Source organism: Streptomyces sp. JNUCC 64, from assembly GCF_054484115.1.
This window is the reverse complement of sequence record NZ_CM137015.1, coordinates 2942144-2957757: the sequence shown is the minus strand read 5'-3', so window position 1 is coordinate 2957757 and position 15614 is coordinate 2942144. Positions and strand designations below refer to the sequence as shown.

Genomic DNA, 15614 nt, shown 5'->3' with positions numbered 1-15614 from the left:
CCACGGGGGCGTACGCTGCGCGTTGCCGGTGACGACCGGCGACGACGGCCGCGCCGACGCGACCGCCGGGGTGACGGGAAGGAGCCGGGATGGCCGAGCGGGACAGGGGCACGGAGCGGGGCGGCGCCCCCGGGGAGCGCCCCGGGGCGACACCGAGGGCGCGGGGGCGCGCCGGAGACCGGGCGGCGACCAGGGGAGGTCGCCCCAAGGTCCCCGACGGGACGCTGTGGGAACGGGTCGACCGGCCCGCGCCCGCGCCCCGGGCCACCCTCTCGCCCCGCCGGATCGCGGAGGCCGCGGTGCGGATCGCCGACGCGGAGGGGTTCCAGGCGGTGACGATGCGCAGGCTGGCCACCGAACTCGGGGTCGCCCCCATGGCCGCCTACCGCCACGTCTCCGGCAAGGACGACCTGTGGGCCCTGATGGTCGACCAGGTCTCCGCCTCCCTCGACGTCCCCGCCGAGGTCGCCGACTGGCGCGGGGTGATCCGCGAGATGGCGCTGCGGACCCGCGCCATGACGCTCGCCCACCCCTGGCTCGCCAGCCTGCCCGCCCCGCTGGTCGTCCTCACCCCGAACCGGGTGGCCGCCGCCGAACGCCAGCTCGCCGCCCTCGACGGGCACGGGCTGGACGCCGACACGCTGATGGCCGCGTTCAAAACGGTCGTCGCCTTCGTCCACGGCTCCGCCCAGTCGGAGGTGACCCTCCACGCGTACATGGCGGAGCAGGGCTGGCAGGACGGCGCCGCGGTCCGGACGGGCCTCGCCCCCGCGATGGGACGGCTGCTGGCCAGCGGACGGTACCCGACCTACGAGCGCGCCCTGCTGGACGCCCGCCGCAAGGACGACTCGGCCTGGGAGTTCGAGGTCGGCCTGGACTGCGTCCTCGACGGCCTCGCGGCCCGGCTGGGACTCCCGTAGACGTCCCCCGGAACGCGCCGGGCCCCGGCACCTCCCCGCGAGGGAGGCGCCGGGGCCCGGAGGTCCGATGACGCGGTGACTCAGTAGGACGACCCCGACGCCCCGAGGGAACCCGTCGGGTGCCACACGGTCTTGGTCTCCAGGAACGCCGTCAGACGACGGGTGCCCGGGTCGGCGGACCAGTCCTCGTCCCGGGGGCGCAGCACCCGCTTGAGGTTGTCGGCCGCCGCCGCCTCCAGCTCGGTGGCCAGCGCGGCGTCCGCGCCCGTCAGATCGATCGCGTTGACGTCGGCGTGCGCGGCGAGCGGGGCCGCCAGCTCCTTCGTCCGGCCGGAGAGCACGTTGACCGTGCCGCCGGGCACGTCGGAGGTGGCCAGCACCTCGCCGAGGGAGAGCGCGGGCAGCGGGGCCCGCTCACTGGCGACGACCACGGCCGTGTTGCCGCCCGCGAGCACCGGGGCGAGCACCGACACCAGGCCCAGCAGCGAGGAGTCCTGGGGGGCCACCACCGCGACCACGCCCGTCGGCTCGGGCGAGGACAGGTTGAAGTACGGGCCCGCGACCGGGTTGCCGCCGCCCGCCACCTGGGCGATCTTGTCGGTCCAGCCCGCGTACCAGACCCAGCGGTCCACGGCGGCGTCCACCCGGGCGCCCGCCTTCGACTTGGAGAGCCCCTCCGCCTCGGCGACCTCCCGGACGAACTGGTCCCGGCGGCCCTCCAGCATCTCCGCGACGCGGTAGAGGACCTGGCCCCGGTTGTAGGCGGTCGCCCCGGACCAGGCGCCGAACGCCTTGCGGGCGGCGACCACCGCGTCCCGGGCGTCCTTGCGGGACGCCAGCGGCGCGTTCGCCAGCCAGGCGCCGCCCTTGGAGTCGGTCACCTCGTACACCCGTCCGCTCTCGCTGCGGGGGAACTTGCCGCCCACGAACAGCTTGTAGGTCTTGAAGACGCCCAGCCGGCCGTTGTCAGACATCGAGGTACGCCTCCAGACCGTGACGGCCGCCCTCGCGGCCGTGGCCCGACTCCTTGTACCCGCCGAACGGCGAGGTGGGGTCGAACTTGTTGAACGTGTTGGACCAGACCACCCCGGCGCGCAGCTTGTTCGCCACCGCGAGGATCCGGGAGCCCTTCTCGGTCCAGACGCCCGCCGACAGCCCGTACGGGGTGTTGTTGGCCTTGGCGACGGCCTCCTCCGGGGTGCGGAACGTCAGCACCGACAGCACCGGGCCGAAGATCTCGTCCCGGGCCACCGTGTGGGCCTGGGAGACCCCGGTGAACACGGTCGGCGCGAACCAGTAACCGGCGGACGGCAGCGCGCACGGCGCGCTCCAGCGCTCCGCGCCCTCGGCCTCGCCGCGCTCGGTCAGCGCGGTGATCCGGGCGAGCTGCTCGGGGGAGTTGATCGCGCCGATGTCGGTGTTCTTGTCCAGCGGGTCGCCGAGCCGCAGCGTGCCCAGCCGCCGCTTCAGCGCGTCCACCACCTCGTCGTGCGCCGACTCCTGCACCAGTAGCCGGGAGCCCGCGCAGCACACCTGGCCCTGGTTGAAGAAGACGCCGTTGACGATGCCCTCGACCGCCTGGTCCAGCGGGGCGTCGTCGAAGACGATGTTGGCGCCCTTGCCGCCCAGCTCCAGGGTGAGCTTCTTACCGGTCCCGGCGACCGTCCGCGCGATCTCCTTGCCGACCGCCGTGGACCCGGTGAACGCGACCTTGTTCACGTCCGGGTGCCCCACCAGCGCGGCGCCCGCGTCCCCGTAGCCGGGCAGGATGTTGACGACGCCCCGGGGCAGTCCGGCCTGACGGCAGACGTCCGCGAAGAACAGCGCGGACAGCGGGGTGGTCTCGGCGGGCTTCAGCACCACCGTGTTGCCGGTGGCGAGCGCCGGGGCGATCTTCCACGCCAGCATCAGCAGCGGGAAGTTCCACGGGATGACCTGACCGGCGACGCCCAGCGGCTTCGGGTCGGACCCGTAGCCCGCGTGGCCCAGCTTGTCGGCCCAGCCCGCGTAGTAGAAGAAGTGCGCGGCGACCAGCGGCAGGTCCGCGTCCCGGGTCTCCCGGATCGGCTTGCCGTTGTCGAGGGTCTCCAGGACGGCCAGCTCACGGCTGCGCTCCTGGATGATCCGGGCGATCCGGAACAGGTACTTGGCGCGCTCGGCGCCCGGCAGCGCCGACCAGGTGCCGAAGGCCCGGCGGGCGGCCCGCACGGCCCGCTCCACATCGGCCTCACCGGCCCGCGCGACCTCCGACAGCACCTCCTCGGTGGACGGGGAGACGGTCTTGAAGACCCGTCCGTCCGCCGCCTCGGTGAACTCGCCGTCGATGAACAGTCCGTAGGAGGGCGCGATGTCGACGACCGCGCGCGACTCGGGCGCGGGCGCGTACGCGAAGACGTTTGTCATGGTGATCAGTCCACCGTCACGTAGTCGGGGCCGGAGTAGCGGCCGGTCGCCAGCTTCTGGCGCTGCATCAGCAGATCGTTCAGCAGGGACGAGGCGCCGAACCGGAACCAGTCGTTGTCCAGCCAGTCCCCGCCCGCCGTCTCGTTCACCAGCACCAGGAACTTCACCGCGTCCTTGGAGGTGCGGATGCCCCCGGCGGGCTTCACCCCGACCTGGACGCCGGTGCGGGCGCGGAAGTCGCGGACCGCCTCCAGCATCAGCAGGGTGTTGGCGGGGGTGGCGTTGACGGCGACCTTGCCGGTCGAGGTCTTGATGAAGTCGGCGCCCGCGAGCATCCCCAGCCAGGAGGCACGGCGGATGTTGTCGTAGGTGGACAGTTCGCCGGTCTCGAAGATGACCTTCAGCCGGGCGGCGCCGCACGCCTCCTTCACGGCGCGGATCTCGTCGTGGACCTTGAGGTAGTGCCCCGCGAGGAACGCGCCCCGGTCGATGACCATGTCGATCTCGTCGGCCCCGGCGGCGACGGCGTCCCGCACGTCGGCCAGCTTCACGGCCAGGGCGGCGCGGCCCGCCGGGAAGGCGGTGGCCACCGAGGCGACCCGCACCCCGGTCCCGGCGACGGCCGCCTTCGCGGTCTCCACCATGTCGGGGTAGACGCAGACCGCCGCGACCCGGGGGGTGTCCGGGGCGCCCGGGTCGGGGTGGGCGGCCTTGGCGCCGAGGGCCCGGACCTTGCCGGGGGTGTCGGCGCCCTCCAGCGTCGTCAGGTCGATCATCGAGATCGCCAGGTCGATGGCGTACGCCTTCGCCGTCGTCTTGATCGAACGCGTGCCGAGGGAGGCGGCGCGGGCTTCGAGGCCGACCGCGTCCACGCCCGGCAGTCCGTGCAGGAAGCCGCGCAGCGCCGTCTCCGATGCGGTGACGTGCGCGAGCGGGTGGTCGTCCGGGGTACGCGCGGCGGGGCCGTGGGGACCGGGCGCCGTCGGCTCTGGGGGCGGAATCGTGGGCATGGTCACGAGCTGAGCATATCTACGCGCGTAGCGGCTGTACAGGGCGGGCGGCCCGGACCCGGGGTGCTCACGGAGGCCCCGGCCCGGGTGCTCGCGGTGGCCCGGGCCCGGGAGGCCCGAGGCGCCGGGGCTCAGGGCCGGTACACGCGCAGGGCGGCGACCTCGAAGGACAGTTCGGAGGCGCCGGGCTCCGGGGGCGGGTGGTAGCGGCCCGCGCAGACGGAGAGGTTGACGATGAGGTAGGCGTACCAGCGCCAGCCCACCCCGCGCCGGTCCGCGTACACCCGGACCCCGTTCAGCCACCACACCACCGACCACATCCCGAACTCCACCCGCAGGTCGACCCAGCGGTCGGGCCCCACCGAGGGGTCGCGGAGGTAGCGGTGGGCGCTCCGGACCCGGTTGGAGAGCTCCAGCAGGTCGGGGTTGTCGGGGTGGTACTCGAAGACGTCGATCTCCTGGTCCCCGTCGCGCCAGGTCCAGATCGCGGGCCAGGCGCCCGTCCCGGTCGGCAGCCGCACCCGGGCCTCCAGGACGTCCCCGGACCGCACCGTGAACCCCTCGGCGCTGCCCTCGGTGGTCAGCAGCCCGGTGTTCCACAGGCCGTCCGGGCGGGCGGTGGCCCGGAAGGTGCCCGCGCGGCTGTACGAGGGGTCGGCCACCAGATGGTCCAGCTTGTCGTCCCCGGGGTTGGTGGGCCCGCCCCCGGGATACGCCCAGGAACGGCCCGCCACCCACTGCGTGGTGGAGGTGAAGTCCGCGGTGAAGACGAGGGTGGCCGCCGTGAGCGGGACGCGGGGCGCGCCCGTGCGGCGGGCGGGCAGGAGACGGGCGCGCAGACGCGCGAACAGGTCGGTGAGCACGTCACTCCTCTCGGAACGGGCGCTTCCGGAGGGTTCTGCCCGGTGACCGGTCACCCATGCGCGCATACGTGACGTTCCGCCCTCTTTTCATCACATGGAGTGATGATCGAAGGGAGGGCGTGGTGCCCGGGGAGCCGTCCCGGAGGCGTCAGGTGACCGCGAGGAGGACGGCGAGCAGCACCGCGCCCGCCGCCGAGGGAGCGAGGATCTCGTACGCCCAGCGCACCGACGGCCGCCCCTGGGCCGACTCCGCGCCGCCGCGCCGCTCCGCCAGCTCCCGCAGGTCCTCCACGATCTGGTCCGAGGTCGACCGGACGGGGGCCGCCGTCAGGGAGGTGCGGCCCGAGGGGTCGTCCATCGCGGCCCGGCTCTGCTGCCGGGCGGCCTTCTTGCGGGCCCGCAGCGACACCGGCACCGCCCAGAGCTGGTACTTGGCCCCGGTGTCGTCGAAGACCTCGTTGGAGTAGCCCGCCCGGAGGTCGCCGACGCTGCCCCACGGCAGGGTGACCGTCCGGAACGGGTTGCGCACCCGCAGCCGGTCCTCGTTGACGAAGACCGCGGGACGGACCGTGTACGCCACCACCAGCGGCGCCAGGAACAGCAGCGCCGCCAGCGCCAGCCAGGGCGCGCTGCCCGCGCCCCGGACCAGGGCGTCCACCCCGAGCCAGGCACCCAGCGCGAGCAGCAGCGCACCGCCCGCGATGCCCGCGGAGGACCGGAAGACCCGGTCCCGGTACGGGGGCTCCGCCGGGCTCTCCGCGGAGGACGACGCGGGTGTGGGGCGATCGGAACTCGTCATACGAACGATTCTGCCCCACCTGGCCGGAACGGGTCCCCGCCCCCACCCCGGACGGCGCCCTCCCGACCGCCTCCGCTCACCCGTAGTCCCCCCTGAGGCGAAACGGCTCCACCCGGGACTCCAGCCACCACAGGCACCCCCACGACAGCACCGACAGCGCGGCGAGGGCCACCGCGAGGGCCGCGACCAGGGCCACCGCGGGGGGAAGCCGGAAGGTCCGCCCGCGCAGCGCCCGCCGGGCGCACCCCTAGACCGCCAGCGTCAGCGCGGGCACGCCGAACAGCATCAGCGGCAGCTCCGCGTAGACCAGGCTCAGGTCCCGTTCGCCCTCGAAGCTCCCGCTGACGCCCGGGCCCGCGCCCTCCAGCCACACCGCCAGCCCCGAGGCCACCGCGACCAGGGCCAGCAGACAGCCGGTGAGGGTCACCGACCGGCCGTGCCGACGCGGCGCGTCCCGTCCGTCCTCCCGTCCGCCCCCTTGCCGGGGCAGCCACCGGCCGCTCCCCCCGCCGCCCCGTTCGTCCTCCTCGCCGTCGGTGCCGTCAGCGAGGCCGACGTCCTTGGTGCCGTCGACTCCTCCGCCCCCGGCGAAGTGTTCTTTCTGCTCGTTCTGATCGCCCTGCCGCATGCTCCCGATGACGCCTGACCGCGCCGGGGAGTTCCTGAGCCGTGGATTCCGTACGCACCCCGGGGTCCGCAACCCACTTCGAAGTGCCTTCTTGTCCCCGGTCGGGGACCCGGGCGAGGGTGGTGGCGGCCCCGCCGGCCCCGGCGACGCCCCGGACCAGGGGATACGGGGATGCCCGCGCGCCGGGCCCAGGGGAACGCCGGGGACGCGGGAACGCCAGACCCACGGGGACACCGGGACACCGGAGGGACCGGGGGCTTCTGGAATGCCAGAGGCACTGGGGGCTTCTGGCCCACCAGAGGCACCAGGGGCATCGAAGACACCGAAGACAGCGAAGACAGCGAAGACAGCGGAGACACCGGGGAACGGAGTGTGCGGGATGACGGGACGGACGACGCCCTTACGGGGCGACGTGAGCGTGCTGGGGCTCGGGACCATGGGACGGGCGCTGGCGGACGCGTTCCTGGGCGCCGGTCGCCGGACCGTGGTCTGGAACCGGACGGCGGCCCGGGCTCGGGCGCTCGTCGCCCGGGGCGCGGTCGCGCCCGGGGACCTCGGGGCGGCCGTGGAGGCCAGCCCGCTGGTGGTGGTCTGCCTGCTCGACTACGCGGCCGTCCGGGAGACCCTGGAACCGGTCGTGGACGGGCTGCGCGGCCGTACCGTCGTCAACCTCACCAACGGGACGCCCGCCGAGGCCGCCGGGCTCGCCGGATGGCTCCGGGAACGCGGCGTCGCGTACCTGGACGGCGGGGTGATGGCGATCCCGGCGACGATCGCGACCCCGGGGGCGTTCGTGCTCTACAGCGGACCCGTGGAGGTGTTCGCCGGGTGGCGCGCCGAACTGGAGACGCTCGGCACCGCCCACCACCTCGGCACCGACCCGGGGCTGGCACCGCTCTACGACCTGGCGCTGCTCAGCGGCGCCCAGCTGATGTTCGAGGGCTTCTACCTGGCGGTGGCCATGGCGACCGCGCACCCCGAGGGCGACGCCACCGGGTTCACCGAACTGCTGGTGCCGTGGCTGACCGGCATGTCCGCGCTGCTGCCCTTCCTCGCGAAGGAGGTCGACGCGGAGGCCGCCGACGGCACCCCGCCCGCGATCGTCCAGGACCTCGACGTCCAGGCCGCCGGGTTGCGCAACATGATCCGGGCGGCCCGGGGCGCCGGAGTGGACCCCACCGACCTGGAGAACTCCCTCGCCCGGCTGCGGAGGATCGCCGCCGGGGGACACGACGAGTGGAACGCGCCGCTCTCCGTCCACGGGTTCAGGACCGGCCCCGACCCGGCCCGGGGCGGAACCGGCACCGCCCGGACCTGAGACAGGACCGGACGGGCCCCACCCGGGACGGGACCGGCCGGAGGCCCGCTACCCGAGGCGGGACCGGCCGGAGGGCTGCCCGGGACGGACACCAGGCCCCACCGGCCTACCGGCCCCGGACAGCCCCACTGGCCCCACCGGCCCGACGGAGCCCGCCCGGCCCCGACGGAGCCCGCCCGACCCCGACAGAGCCCACCGGCCCCGAACGGAGCCCGCCCGGCGCCCGGGTGCGGCCGGGTGCCGGGCGGTGGGGACGAGCCGGTGCCGGGGCCGCCCGGGGGCGGGCGGGACCCCGGGAGGGCCGGGGATCAGATCCCGGCGGCCTTCGCCAGGTCCCGCTTCAGCTCCGCCAGGACGGCGGCGGCCTCGGCGCGGGCCCGGGGCAGATCCGCGTGGGAGGCGACCGGGACGACGGCCTCCAGGTAGCACTTCAGCTTCGGCTCGGTGCCGCTGGGGCGCACGATCACCCGGGCGCCGTCCAGGGCGTAGCGCAGCCCGTCGGTGGGCGGCAGGGCGTCCGTCCCGTGGGTGAGGTCCTCGGCGCGGAGCACCGCGCGGCCCGCCAGCTCGGCCGGGGGACGCGCGCGCAGCGCGGCCATCGCGTCGGCGATCACCGACAGGTCGGCGACCCGCACCGAGAGCTGGTCGGTGGCGTGCAGCCCGTGTTCCACGGCGAGGTCGTCCAGCAGGTCCAGCAGGGTCCGGCCGTCCGCCTTCAGCTCCGAGGCCAGCTCGGTGACGAGCAGCGCGGCGGTGATGCCGTCCTTGTCACGGACGCCCTCCGGGTCGACGCAGTAGCCCAGCGCCTCCTCGTAGCCGTACCGCAGCCCGTCCACCCGGGCGATCCACTTGAAGCCGGTCAGGGTCTCCTCGTGGCCGAGGCCCGCCGCCCGGGCGATCCGCCCCAGCAGCGAGGACGAGACGATCGACTCGGCGAACACCCCGCTCACCCCGCGCCGCACCAGGTGCGCGGCGAGCAGCGCGCCGACCTCGTCGCCGCGCAGCATCCGCCACTCCTCGCCGTCCGGGACGGCGACCGCGCAGCGGTCCGCGTCCGGGTCGTTGGCGATGACCAGGTCGGGACGGACCTCGCGGGCCGTCGCGAACGCGAGGTCCATCGCGCCCGGCTCCTCCGGGTTGGGGAAGGCGACGGTCGGGAAGTCGGGGTCCGGTTCGGCCTGCTCGGCCACGAGGACCGGGGCGGGGAAGCCCGCGCGGGCGAACGCGGCCAGCGCCACGTCCTTGCCCACGCCGTGCATCGCCGTGTAGACGGTGCGCGCCCCGCGCGCCGAGCCGGGCGCGAGGACGGCGTCGGTACGGGCCAGGTAGGCGTCCACGACCTCGTCGCCGAGGACGGTCCAGCCGTCCTCGGGGCGGGGCACGTCCGCGAGCGCGCCCACCGCGGCGATGCGCCCGGCGATGCCGGTGTCGGCCGGGGGCACGATCTGGGAGCCGTCGCCCAGGTAGACCTTGTAGCCGTTGTCCCGGGGCGGGTTGTGGCTCGCGGTCACCTCGACGCCCGCGACCGCGCCGAGGTGGCGGATCGCGTACGCGAGGACCGGGGTGGGCAGCGGGCGCGGCAGCAGCGCGGCCCGCAGTCCGGCGCCGGTCAGCACGGCGGCGGTGTCCCGGGCGAAGTCCGCGGACATGTACCGGGCGTCGTACCCGACCACCACGAGCCCGCCGTCGTGGCCCTCGTCCCGGAGGTAGGCGGCGAGTCCGGCGGCGGCGCGGATGACCACCGCGCGGTTCATCCGCATCGGGCCCGCGCCCAGTTCGCCGCGGAGTCCGGCGGTGCCGAACTGGAGGGTGCCGCCGAAGCGGTCGGCCAGTTCGGCGGCGGCCGACGGGTCCGGGTCACCGGGTCCGTCCAGCCGGGCCAGCAGCGCGGCCAGCTCGTCCCGGGTGCCGGGGTCCGGGTCCTCGGCCAGCCAGGCGCGGGCACGGGTGGTCAGCTCGTCGTCCTGCACGGTTCCGCCTCTCGGGGTGGTGTCCGGGTGGGGGTTCCCACGCTGTCAGATGCTGCCCAGCACCCGGGTCAGCAGGGCGCCCATCCGGGCGGCCGAGTCGCGGCCCGCCTGGAGCACCTCCTCGTGGTTGAGGGGCTCGCCCGTCATCCCGGCGGCGAGGTTGGTCACCAGGGAGATCCCGAGCACCTCGGCGCCCGCCTCACGGGCGGCGATGGCCTCCAGCACGGTGGACATGCCGACCAGGTCCGCGCCGAGGGTGCGGGCCATCCGGATCTCGGCCGGGGTCTCGTAGTGCGGGCCGGTGACCTGGAGGTAGACGCCCTCCTCCAGGGTGGGGTCGATCTCCTTGCACAGCGCGCGCAGCCGCGGCGAGTACAGGTCCGTGAGGTCGACGAAGTTCGCGCCGACGATCGGGGAGGTGGCGGTGAGGTTGATGTGGTCGCCGATCAGCACCGGCTGACCGGGCCGCATGCCCTCGCGCAGACCGCCGCAGCCGTTGGTGAGGACGATCGTCCGGCAGCCCGCGGCGGCGGCGGTGCGGACCGCGTGCGCGACGGGGGCCACGCCGCGGCCCTCGTAGTAGTGGGTGCGGCCCAGGAAGACCAGGGCGCGCTTGTCGCCCACGCGGTACGAACGGACGCGCCCGCCGTGGCCCGCCACGGCGGGGGCCGGGAAGCCGGGGAGGTCCGTCACCGGGAACTCGTACTCGGGGGCGCCCAGCTCGTCGGCGGCCGGGGCCCAGCCGGAGCCCATCACCAGGGCGACGTCGTGGTCGCCCGAGGTGAGCTCGCGCAGCCGGGCGGCGGCGGTCTCGGCGGCGGCGTACGGGTCGCCCTGGATGTCGTCCGGAAGAAGAGATGCGTTCACGCGGACGAGCGTAGCCCGAATTCGCCTACGCGCGTAGATGCATCTTCGGGCCGACCCTGATCGTTGCCTTGTTGTTTCCGGGACCGACGGCGCGCCGTGGTTCCTCGCACAGTTCCCCGCGCCCCCTCGGTCGGGTTGCCGTCCGTTGTCCCGTGCGGGTGCGTCGTGGGTCGCCCGCCCCTCCGGTCGGATTGCCGTCCGTTGTCGCTGCGGGCGCGGGGTGGCTGTTCGCGCAGTTCCCCGCGTCCCTGGGTGGGCCGCTGTCGTGCCTCCGTGCGGGTGCGTCGTGGTTCCTCGCGCAGTTCCTCGCGCCCCTTGGTCGGGCCGCTGCCCGTGTCCCGGTGCGGGTGGGGCGTGGGTTGTCCGTGCCTCTGGTCGGGGCCTTGTCGTGGTCCTTCCGGTACGGGTCGGGCTTCCGCGAGCGAGCCGTCCAGAGCGCCCCGTCAGGGGCGCGGGCAACGCACGACGCACCCGCAGGCGACCACGGACAGCAATCCGATCAAGGGGCGCGGGGAACTGCGCGAGGTACCACGGCGGACCAGCGGCGGACCGACGACGGCAACCCGACCAGGGGCGCGGGGAACGGCGCGGACGCCGTCCGCGCAGGGCCTCAGCAGGGCCGCTTGCGCAGCTCCATGACGTAGTCGTGGGGCGCCCCCGCCGACTCGGCCGCGTCCGCGATCTCCCCGAGGTAGCGGGCGGACGGCAGCCCGCCCTCGTAGCCGTTGAGGACGTACACCCAGGCGGGCTCCTCCGCGTCGAGGGTGTGCACCCGCACCCGCATCCGGCGGTAGATGTCGAGCCCGACCCCCTCCCAGCGGTCCATGGAGTCCTCGTCCATGGGCGCGATGTCGTAGAGGGCGACGAAGACCTGCGAACGGGGGGCCTCCACGATCGTCGCGAGGGCGCCCTCCCAGCCCATGTGCTCGCCCCCGAAGGTCAGCCGCCAGCCGTTGAGCCATCCGGTGGCGCGCAGCGGCGAGTGCGGTGCGCGGCGCGTCATGAGCCGCGCGTCGAGATTGCCGGCGTACGCGGCGTAGAGCGACATGGAGTCGAGGGTACGACAGCCGCGCCCGCTGCCCCTCCCGTACCGGAAGTGCCCCTCTGAAGAGGGAGGGTGTCCGAACCCCGGCCCCCGGAGGCGCGGGTTTTGAAGCGTGCGGGACAATGGGAGGCGTGACTCGGATCGTGATCATCGGTGGTGGGCCCGGCGGGTACGAGGCGGCGTTGGTCGCCGCCCAGCTGGGCGCGGAGGTGACCGTCGTGGACTGCGACGGTCTGGGCGGAGCGTCGGTGCTGACCGACTGCGTGCCGTCGAAGACGTTGATCGCGACCGCCGAGGTGATGACCACCTTCGACTCGTCGTACGAGGAACTGGGGATCATCGTCGCCGATGACACCCCCCATGTGGACACCCCCGCCCGGGTGGTCGGCGTGGACCTCGGCAAGGTCAACCGACGGGTGAAGCGTCTCGCCCTGGCGCAGTCGCACGACATCACGGCCTCCGTCACCCGGGCGGGCGCCCGGGTGCTGCGCGGCCGGGGACGGCTGGAGGGCCAGCAGGACACCGACGGCAGCCGCACCGTGGTGGTGACGGCCGCCGACGGCACCGAGGAGCGGCTGACCGCCGACGCCGTGCTGATCGCCACCGGCGGGCACCCCCGCGAGCTGGCCGACGCCCAGCCGGACGGGGAGCGCATCCTCAACTGGACGCAGGTCTACGACCTCGCCGAGCTGCCCGCCGAGCTGATCGTGGTGGGCTCCGGCGTCACCGGCGCCGAGTTCGCGGGCGCCTACCAGGCCCTGGGTTCCCGGGTCACCCTGGTCTCCAGCCGGGACCGGGTGCTGCCCGGCGAGGACCCCGACGCGGCGGCCGTCCTGGAGGACGTGTTCCGGCGCCGGGGCATGAACGTCATGGCCCGCTCCCGCGCCGAGTCCGCCAAGCGGGTGGGCGACCGGGTCGAGGTCACCCTCTCGGACGGCCGGGTCATCAGCGGGACGCACTGTCTGATGGCCGTCGGCGCCATCCCCAACTCCAGCGGCATGGGTCTGGAGGAGGCGGGCGTCCGGGTGAAGGACTCCGGCCACATCTGGACGGACCGGGTCTCCCGGACCTCGGCGCCCGGCGTCTACGCGGCCGGTGACGTCACCGGGGTGTTCGCGCTGGCCTCGGTCGCGGCGATGCAGGGCCGGATCGCGATGTACCACTTCCTGGGCGACTCGGTGGGCCCGCTGAACCTGAAGACGGTCTCGTCCAACGTGTTCACCGACCCCGAGATCGCGACCGTCGGCTACACCCAGGCCGACGTGGACGCGGGCAAGATCGACGCCCGGGTCGTCAAGCTGCCGCTGCTGCGCAACGCCCGCGCGAAGATGCAGGGCATCCGGGACGGCTTCGTGAAGATCTTCTGCCGTCCGGGCACCGGGATCGTCGTCGGCGGCGTCGTGGTGGCGCCCCGCGCCTCGGAGCTGATCCACCCGATCTCGCTCGCCGTGGACAACAACCTCACGGTGGAGCAGATCGCCAACGCGTTCACGGTCTACCCCTCGCTGTCCGGGTCGATCGCCGAGGTGGCCCGTCAGCTCCACACCCGCAAGTCCGAGGGCGAGATCTGACCCGACCCCGGAGCGGGCGCGCGGACGCGCGGCGGGCCGTGGCCACCCGGCCACGGCCCGCCGCGCGTCCGTACGGTCCGGGCCCTCGTGAACGGCCCGGACCGCCCCGTCATCCCCTCCCCGGCACGTCACTTTGGGTAGTCGAACGGGGACGGACGGGGTTTATACCACTGAGCGCGGTACTTCGCGAACAACTTCGGCTCTTCGGCGCAAACTGCTGAAAGTAGATGGTCGTTGGGGTTACTGTCAGTTTCGTGTTCGCTGCAGAACGTCGTCAGTTGATTCTCGAAATGGTGCGCGCCAACGGGGCCGTGTCGCTCCGTGAGCTCGCCCGCGTCGTCCAGACCTCCGAAGTGACCGTACGGCGGGACGTACGCGCGCTGGAGGCAGAAGGACTCCTCGACCGCCGTCACGGCGGCGCCGTACTCCCGGGGGGCTTCACCCGGGAGTCCGGTTTCCCCCAGAAGTCCCATCTCGCCACCGCCGAGAAGACGGCGATCGCCGATCTCGCGGCGGGCCTCGTGGAGGAGGGCGAGGCCATCGTGGTGGGCGCGGGCACCACCACCCAGGAACTCGCCCGCCGTCTCGCCCGGGTGCCCGGGCTGACCGTGGTGACCAACTCGCTGCTGGTGGCCCAGGCGCTCGCGCACGCCAACCGGGTCGAGGTCGTCATGACCGGGGGTACCCTGCGCGGCTCCAACTACGCCCTGGTGGGCAGCGGAGCCGAACAGTCCCTCCAGGGGCTGCGGGTCTCCCGGGCCTTCCTGTCCGGGAGCGGACTGACCGCCGAACGCGGTCTGTCCACCTCCAACATGCTGTCGGCCAGTGTCGACCGGGCCCTGGTGCAGGCCGCCGCGGAGGTGGTCGTCCTCGCCGACCACACCAAGCTCGGCTCCGACACCATGTTCCAGACGGTGCCGACCGACCTGATGACCCGGCTGGTCACCGACGAACCCCCCGCGCACGCCGACCGGGCGGGCACCGAACTCCAGGCGCTCGCGGACCGGGGCGTCCAGATCACCGTCACCGGGTCCGCCGGGGGCCCGGGGGCGGAGGCCGCCCCGGCCGGACGTCCGCGCCGGGACGTGTCGCTGCCCGGACCACGGCGGGGCCCGCAACTGCGCGGCGGTGCCCCGGCGCTCGGCGAGGGCGGTGCCGCCCGCGTCGCCGACCTACGGCGCCGCTGAGCCGCCCGTCGGGGCGCGGACCGGTGAGCCGCCCGGGTCCGCGCCGGGCTCCACGGGTCCGCGCCGGGGCCACCGGCCCGGTCCCGGGGTCCGCGCTGGGTTCCCCCGGCCCGGTCCGGGGGTCCGCGCCGGGCTCCACGGGTCCGGGCCGGGGGTCTCCGCCGGGCTCCGCCGGACCGCCGCGTTCCGGCGGCCCCGTCGTGTCGTGTCCGCCGCGACCCGACAGGTCCTCCGAGGCCCGTGGTGTCTCCCTGGGCCCGCCGCGTTCTCCTGGGTCCGCCGGGAGAGCCCGCCAGGTCTCCGGGAGCCGCCGACCGGCGGGCCCCGGAGGGCCCGTCAGGCGCGGATGCCGCGCAGGGTCAGGTTCAGCAGCCGGTCCGCCAGAAGCGGGTCGCCGGGGGTCTCCTCGGCGGCCAGCGCGATGGCGTTCGTCAACTGCATCAGATCGCCGACCGACACGTCGGCGCGGACCGAGCCGGAGCGCTGCGCCCGGGTCAGCAGGGCGGCGCCCGCCTCCCGCATGGGCGTGCTGCACCGGGCCAGCGCCGAGGTCTCGTCCCGGGACGCCGTCATCAGGGCCCGGGACAGCCCCCGGTACTCACCCGCGTGGGTGATGATCGCCCGCAGCCAGTCGACCAGCGCCGTACAGGGCTGCGGATCGTCCAGCAGGGCCCGGGAGCGGGCCAGCAGATCGTCGCGGGCGTCCTCGAACACCGCGCTCATCAGGGCGTGCCGGTTGGGGAAGTGGCGGTACAGGGTGCCGATGCCGACCCCGGCGCGGCGGGCCACGTCCTCCAGCGAGGCGCCCGTGCCGTGCTCCGCGAAGGCCGTGCGCGCGGCGCCGAGCAGCCGTTCGTAGTTGCGCCGGGCGTCCGAGCGCATGGGTCTCGGCTCCGGCCCCGGTCCCGGCTCCGGCCGTCCGGCCACGGCCACCGGGCCGTGGAGGGTCCCGACCGCCTCCGTGTCCACCGCCGTCCGGTGCGTCCCGGTCTCCGGGCGCTGGTCCCCACCGTCCACCGGTCCTCCTCCCTGA

General features: G+C 74.6%; 14 protein-coding genes. 4 read left to right on the top strand and 10 right to left on the bottom strand.

The window, feature by feature from the left end; genetic code table 11:
* The first annotated feature begins 89 nt into the window (after positions 1 to 89).
* Entirely contained in the window at positions 90 to 920 is an 831-nt protein-coding gene (locus ACVWNX_RS11940; RefSeq protein WP_454413890.1) for a TetR/AcrR family transcriptional regulator, read from the top strand.
* An 80-nt stretch (positions 921 to 1000) separates the two neighbouring features.
* Here the strand turns inward: ACVWNX_RS11940 and ACVWNX_RS11935 are convergent, their stop codons facing one another.
* The 6 genes from ACVWNX_RS11935 to ACVWNX_RS11910 form a co-directional block, all read right to left on the bottom strand.
* A complete protein-coding gene (locus tag ACVWNX_RS11935) occupies positions 1001 to 1894 on the bottom strand; it encodes an aldehyde dehydrogenase family protein (RefSeq protein ID WP_454413889.1) in 894 nt (297 codons plus the stop codon).
* A complete protein-coding gene (locus ACVWNX_RS11930) occupies positions 1887 to 3323 on the bottom strand; it encodes an aldehyde dehydrogenase family protein (RefSeq protein WP_454413888.1) in 1437 nt (478 codons plus the stop codon). Before ACVWNX_RS11930 ends, ACVWNX_RS11935 begins: the two co-directional genes overlap by 8 nt.
* Before the next feature lie 5 nt (positions 3324 to 3328).
* Positions 3329 to 4333, bottom strand: a complete 1005-nt coding sequence (gene deoC / locus ACVWNX_RS11925; RefSeq protein WP_454414726.1) for a deoxyribose-phosphate aldolase — start codon at positions 4331 to 4333, stop codon at positions 3329 to 3331.
* A 131-nt stretch (positions 4334 to 4464) separates the two neighbouring features.
* On the bottom strand, positions 4465 to 5157 hold the full coding sequence (locus ACVWNX_RS11920) for a LamG domain-containing protein (RefSeq protein WP_454414725.1): 693 nt from the start codon (positions 5155 to 5157) through the stop codon (positions 4465 to 4467).
* A 187-nt stretch (positions 5158 to 5344) separates the two neighbouring features.
* Entirely contained in the window at positions 5345 to 5995 is a 651-nt protein-coding gene (locus ACVWNX_RS11915; RefSeq protein ID WP_454413887.1) for a PH domain-containing protein, read from the bottom strand.
* Between the two features lie 247 nt (positions 5996 to 6242).
* Positions 6243 to 6623 carry a hypothetical protein gene (locus tag ACVWNX_RS11910; RefSeq protein WP_454413886.1) on the bottom strand — a complete coding sequence of 127 codons (381 nt, stop codon included), beginning with the start codon at positions 6621 to 6623 and terminating at the stop codon, positions 6243 to 6245.
* 412 nt (positions 6624 to 7035) lie between these two features.
* Here ACVWNX_RS11910 and ACVWNX_RS11905 point away from each other — a divergent pair, with 412 nt between their 5' ends.
* Positions 7036 to 7941 carry an NAD(P)-binding domain-containing protein gene (locus ACVWNX_RS11905; protein WP_454413885.1) on the top strand — a complete coding sequence of 302 codons (906 nt, stop codon included), beginning with the start codon at positions 7036 to 7038 and terminating at the stop codon, positions 7939 to 7941.
* A 308-nt stretch (positions 7942 to 8249) separates the two neighbouring features.
* On the opposite strand, the gene ACVWNX_RS11900 is transcribed toward ACVWNX_RS11905, so the two are convergent.
* The 3 genes from ACVWNX_RS11900 to ACVWNX_RS11890 form a co-directional block, all read right to left on the bottom strand.
* Complete coding sequence (locus tag ACVWNX_RS11900) at positions 8250 to 9911, bottom strand: phospho-sugar mutase (RefSeq protein WP_454413884.1); 1662 nt, start codon at positions 9909 to 9911, stop codon at positions 8250 to 8252.
* Positions 9912 to 9956: 45 nt separating this feature from the next.
* Positions 9957 to 10778, bottom strand: a complete 822-nt coding sequence (locus tag ACVWNX_RS11895) for a purine-nucleoside phosphorylase (RefSeq protein ID WP_454413883.1) — start codon at positions 10776 to 10778, stop codon at positions 9957 to 9959.
* A gap of 610 nt (positions 10779 to 11388) precedes the next feature.
* A complete protein-coding gene (locus tag ACVWNX_RS11890; RefSeq protein WP_454413882.1) occupies positions 11389 to 11826 on the bottom strand; it encodes a gamma-glutamylcyclotransferase in 438 nt (145 codons plus the stop codon).
* Positions 11827 to 11945: 119 nt separating this feature from the next.
* Here ACVWNX_RS11890 and ACVWNX_RS11885 point away from each other — a divergent pair, with 119 nt between their 5' ends.
* Together ACVWNX_RS11885 and ACVWNX_RS11880 are read left to right on the top strand one after the other, a co-directional pair.
* Positions 11946 to 13394: an NAD(P)H-quinone dehydrogenase gene (locus ACVWNX_RS11885; protein WP_454413881.1), complete on the top strand. Its 1449-nt coding sequence runs from the start codon at positions 11946 to 11948 to the stop codon at positions 13392 to 13394.
* A gap of 254 nt (positions 13395 to 13648) precedes the next feature.
* Positions 13649 to 14581 carry a DeoR/GlpR family DNA-binding transcription regulator gene (locus ACVWNX_RS11880; protein WP_454413880.1) on the top strand — a complete coding sequence of 311 codons (933 nt, stop codon included), beginning with the start codon at positions 13649 to 13651 and terminating at the stop codon, positions 14579 to 14581.
* Positions 14582 to 14917: 336 nt separating this feature from the next.
* Here ACVWNX_RS11880 and ACVWNX_RS11875 read toward each other — a convergent pair whose 3' ends face one another.
* A complete protein-coding gene (locus ACVWNX_RS11875; RefSeq protein ID WP_454414724.1) occupies positions 14918 to 15463 on the bottom strand; it encodes a TetR/AcrR family transcriptional regulator in 546 nt (181 codons plus the stop codon).
* Positions 15464 to 15614: the final 151 nt, after the last annotated feature.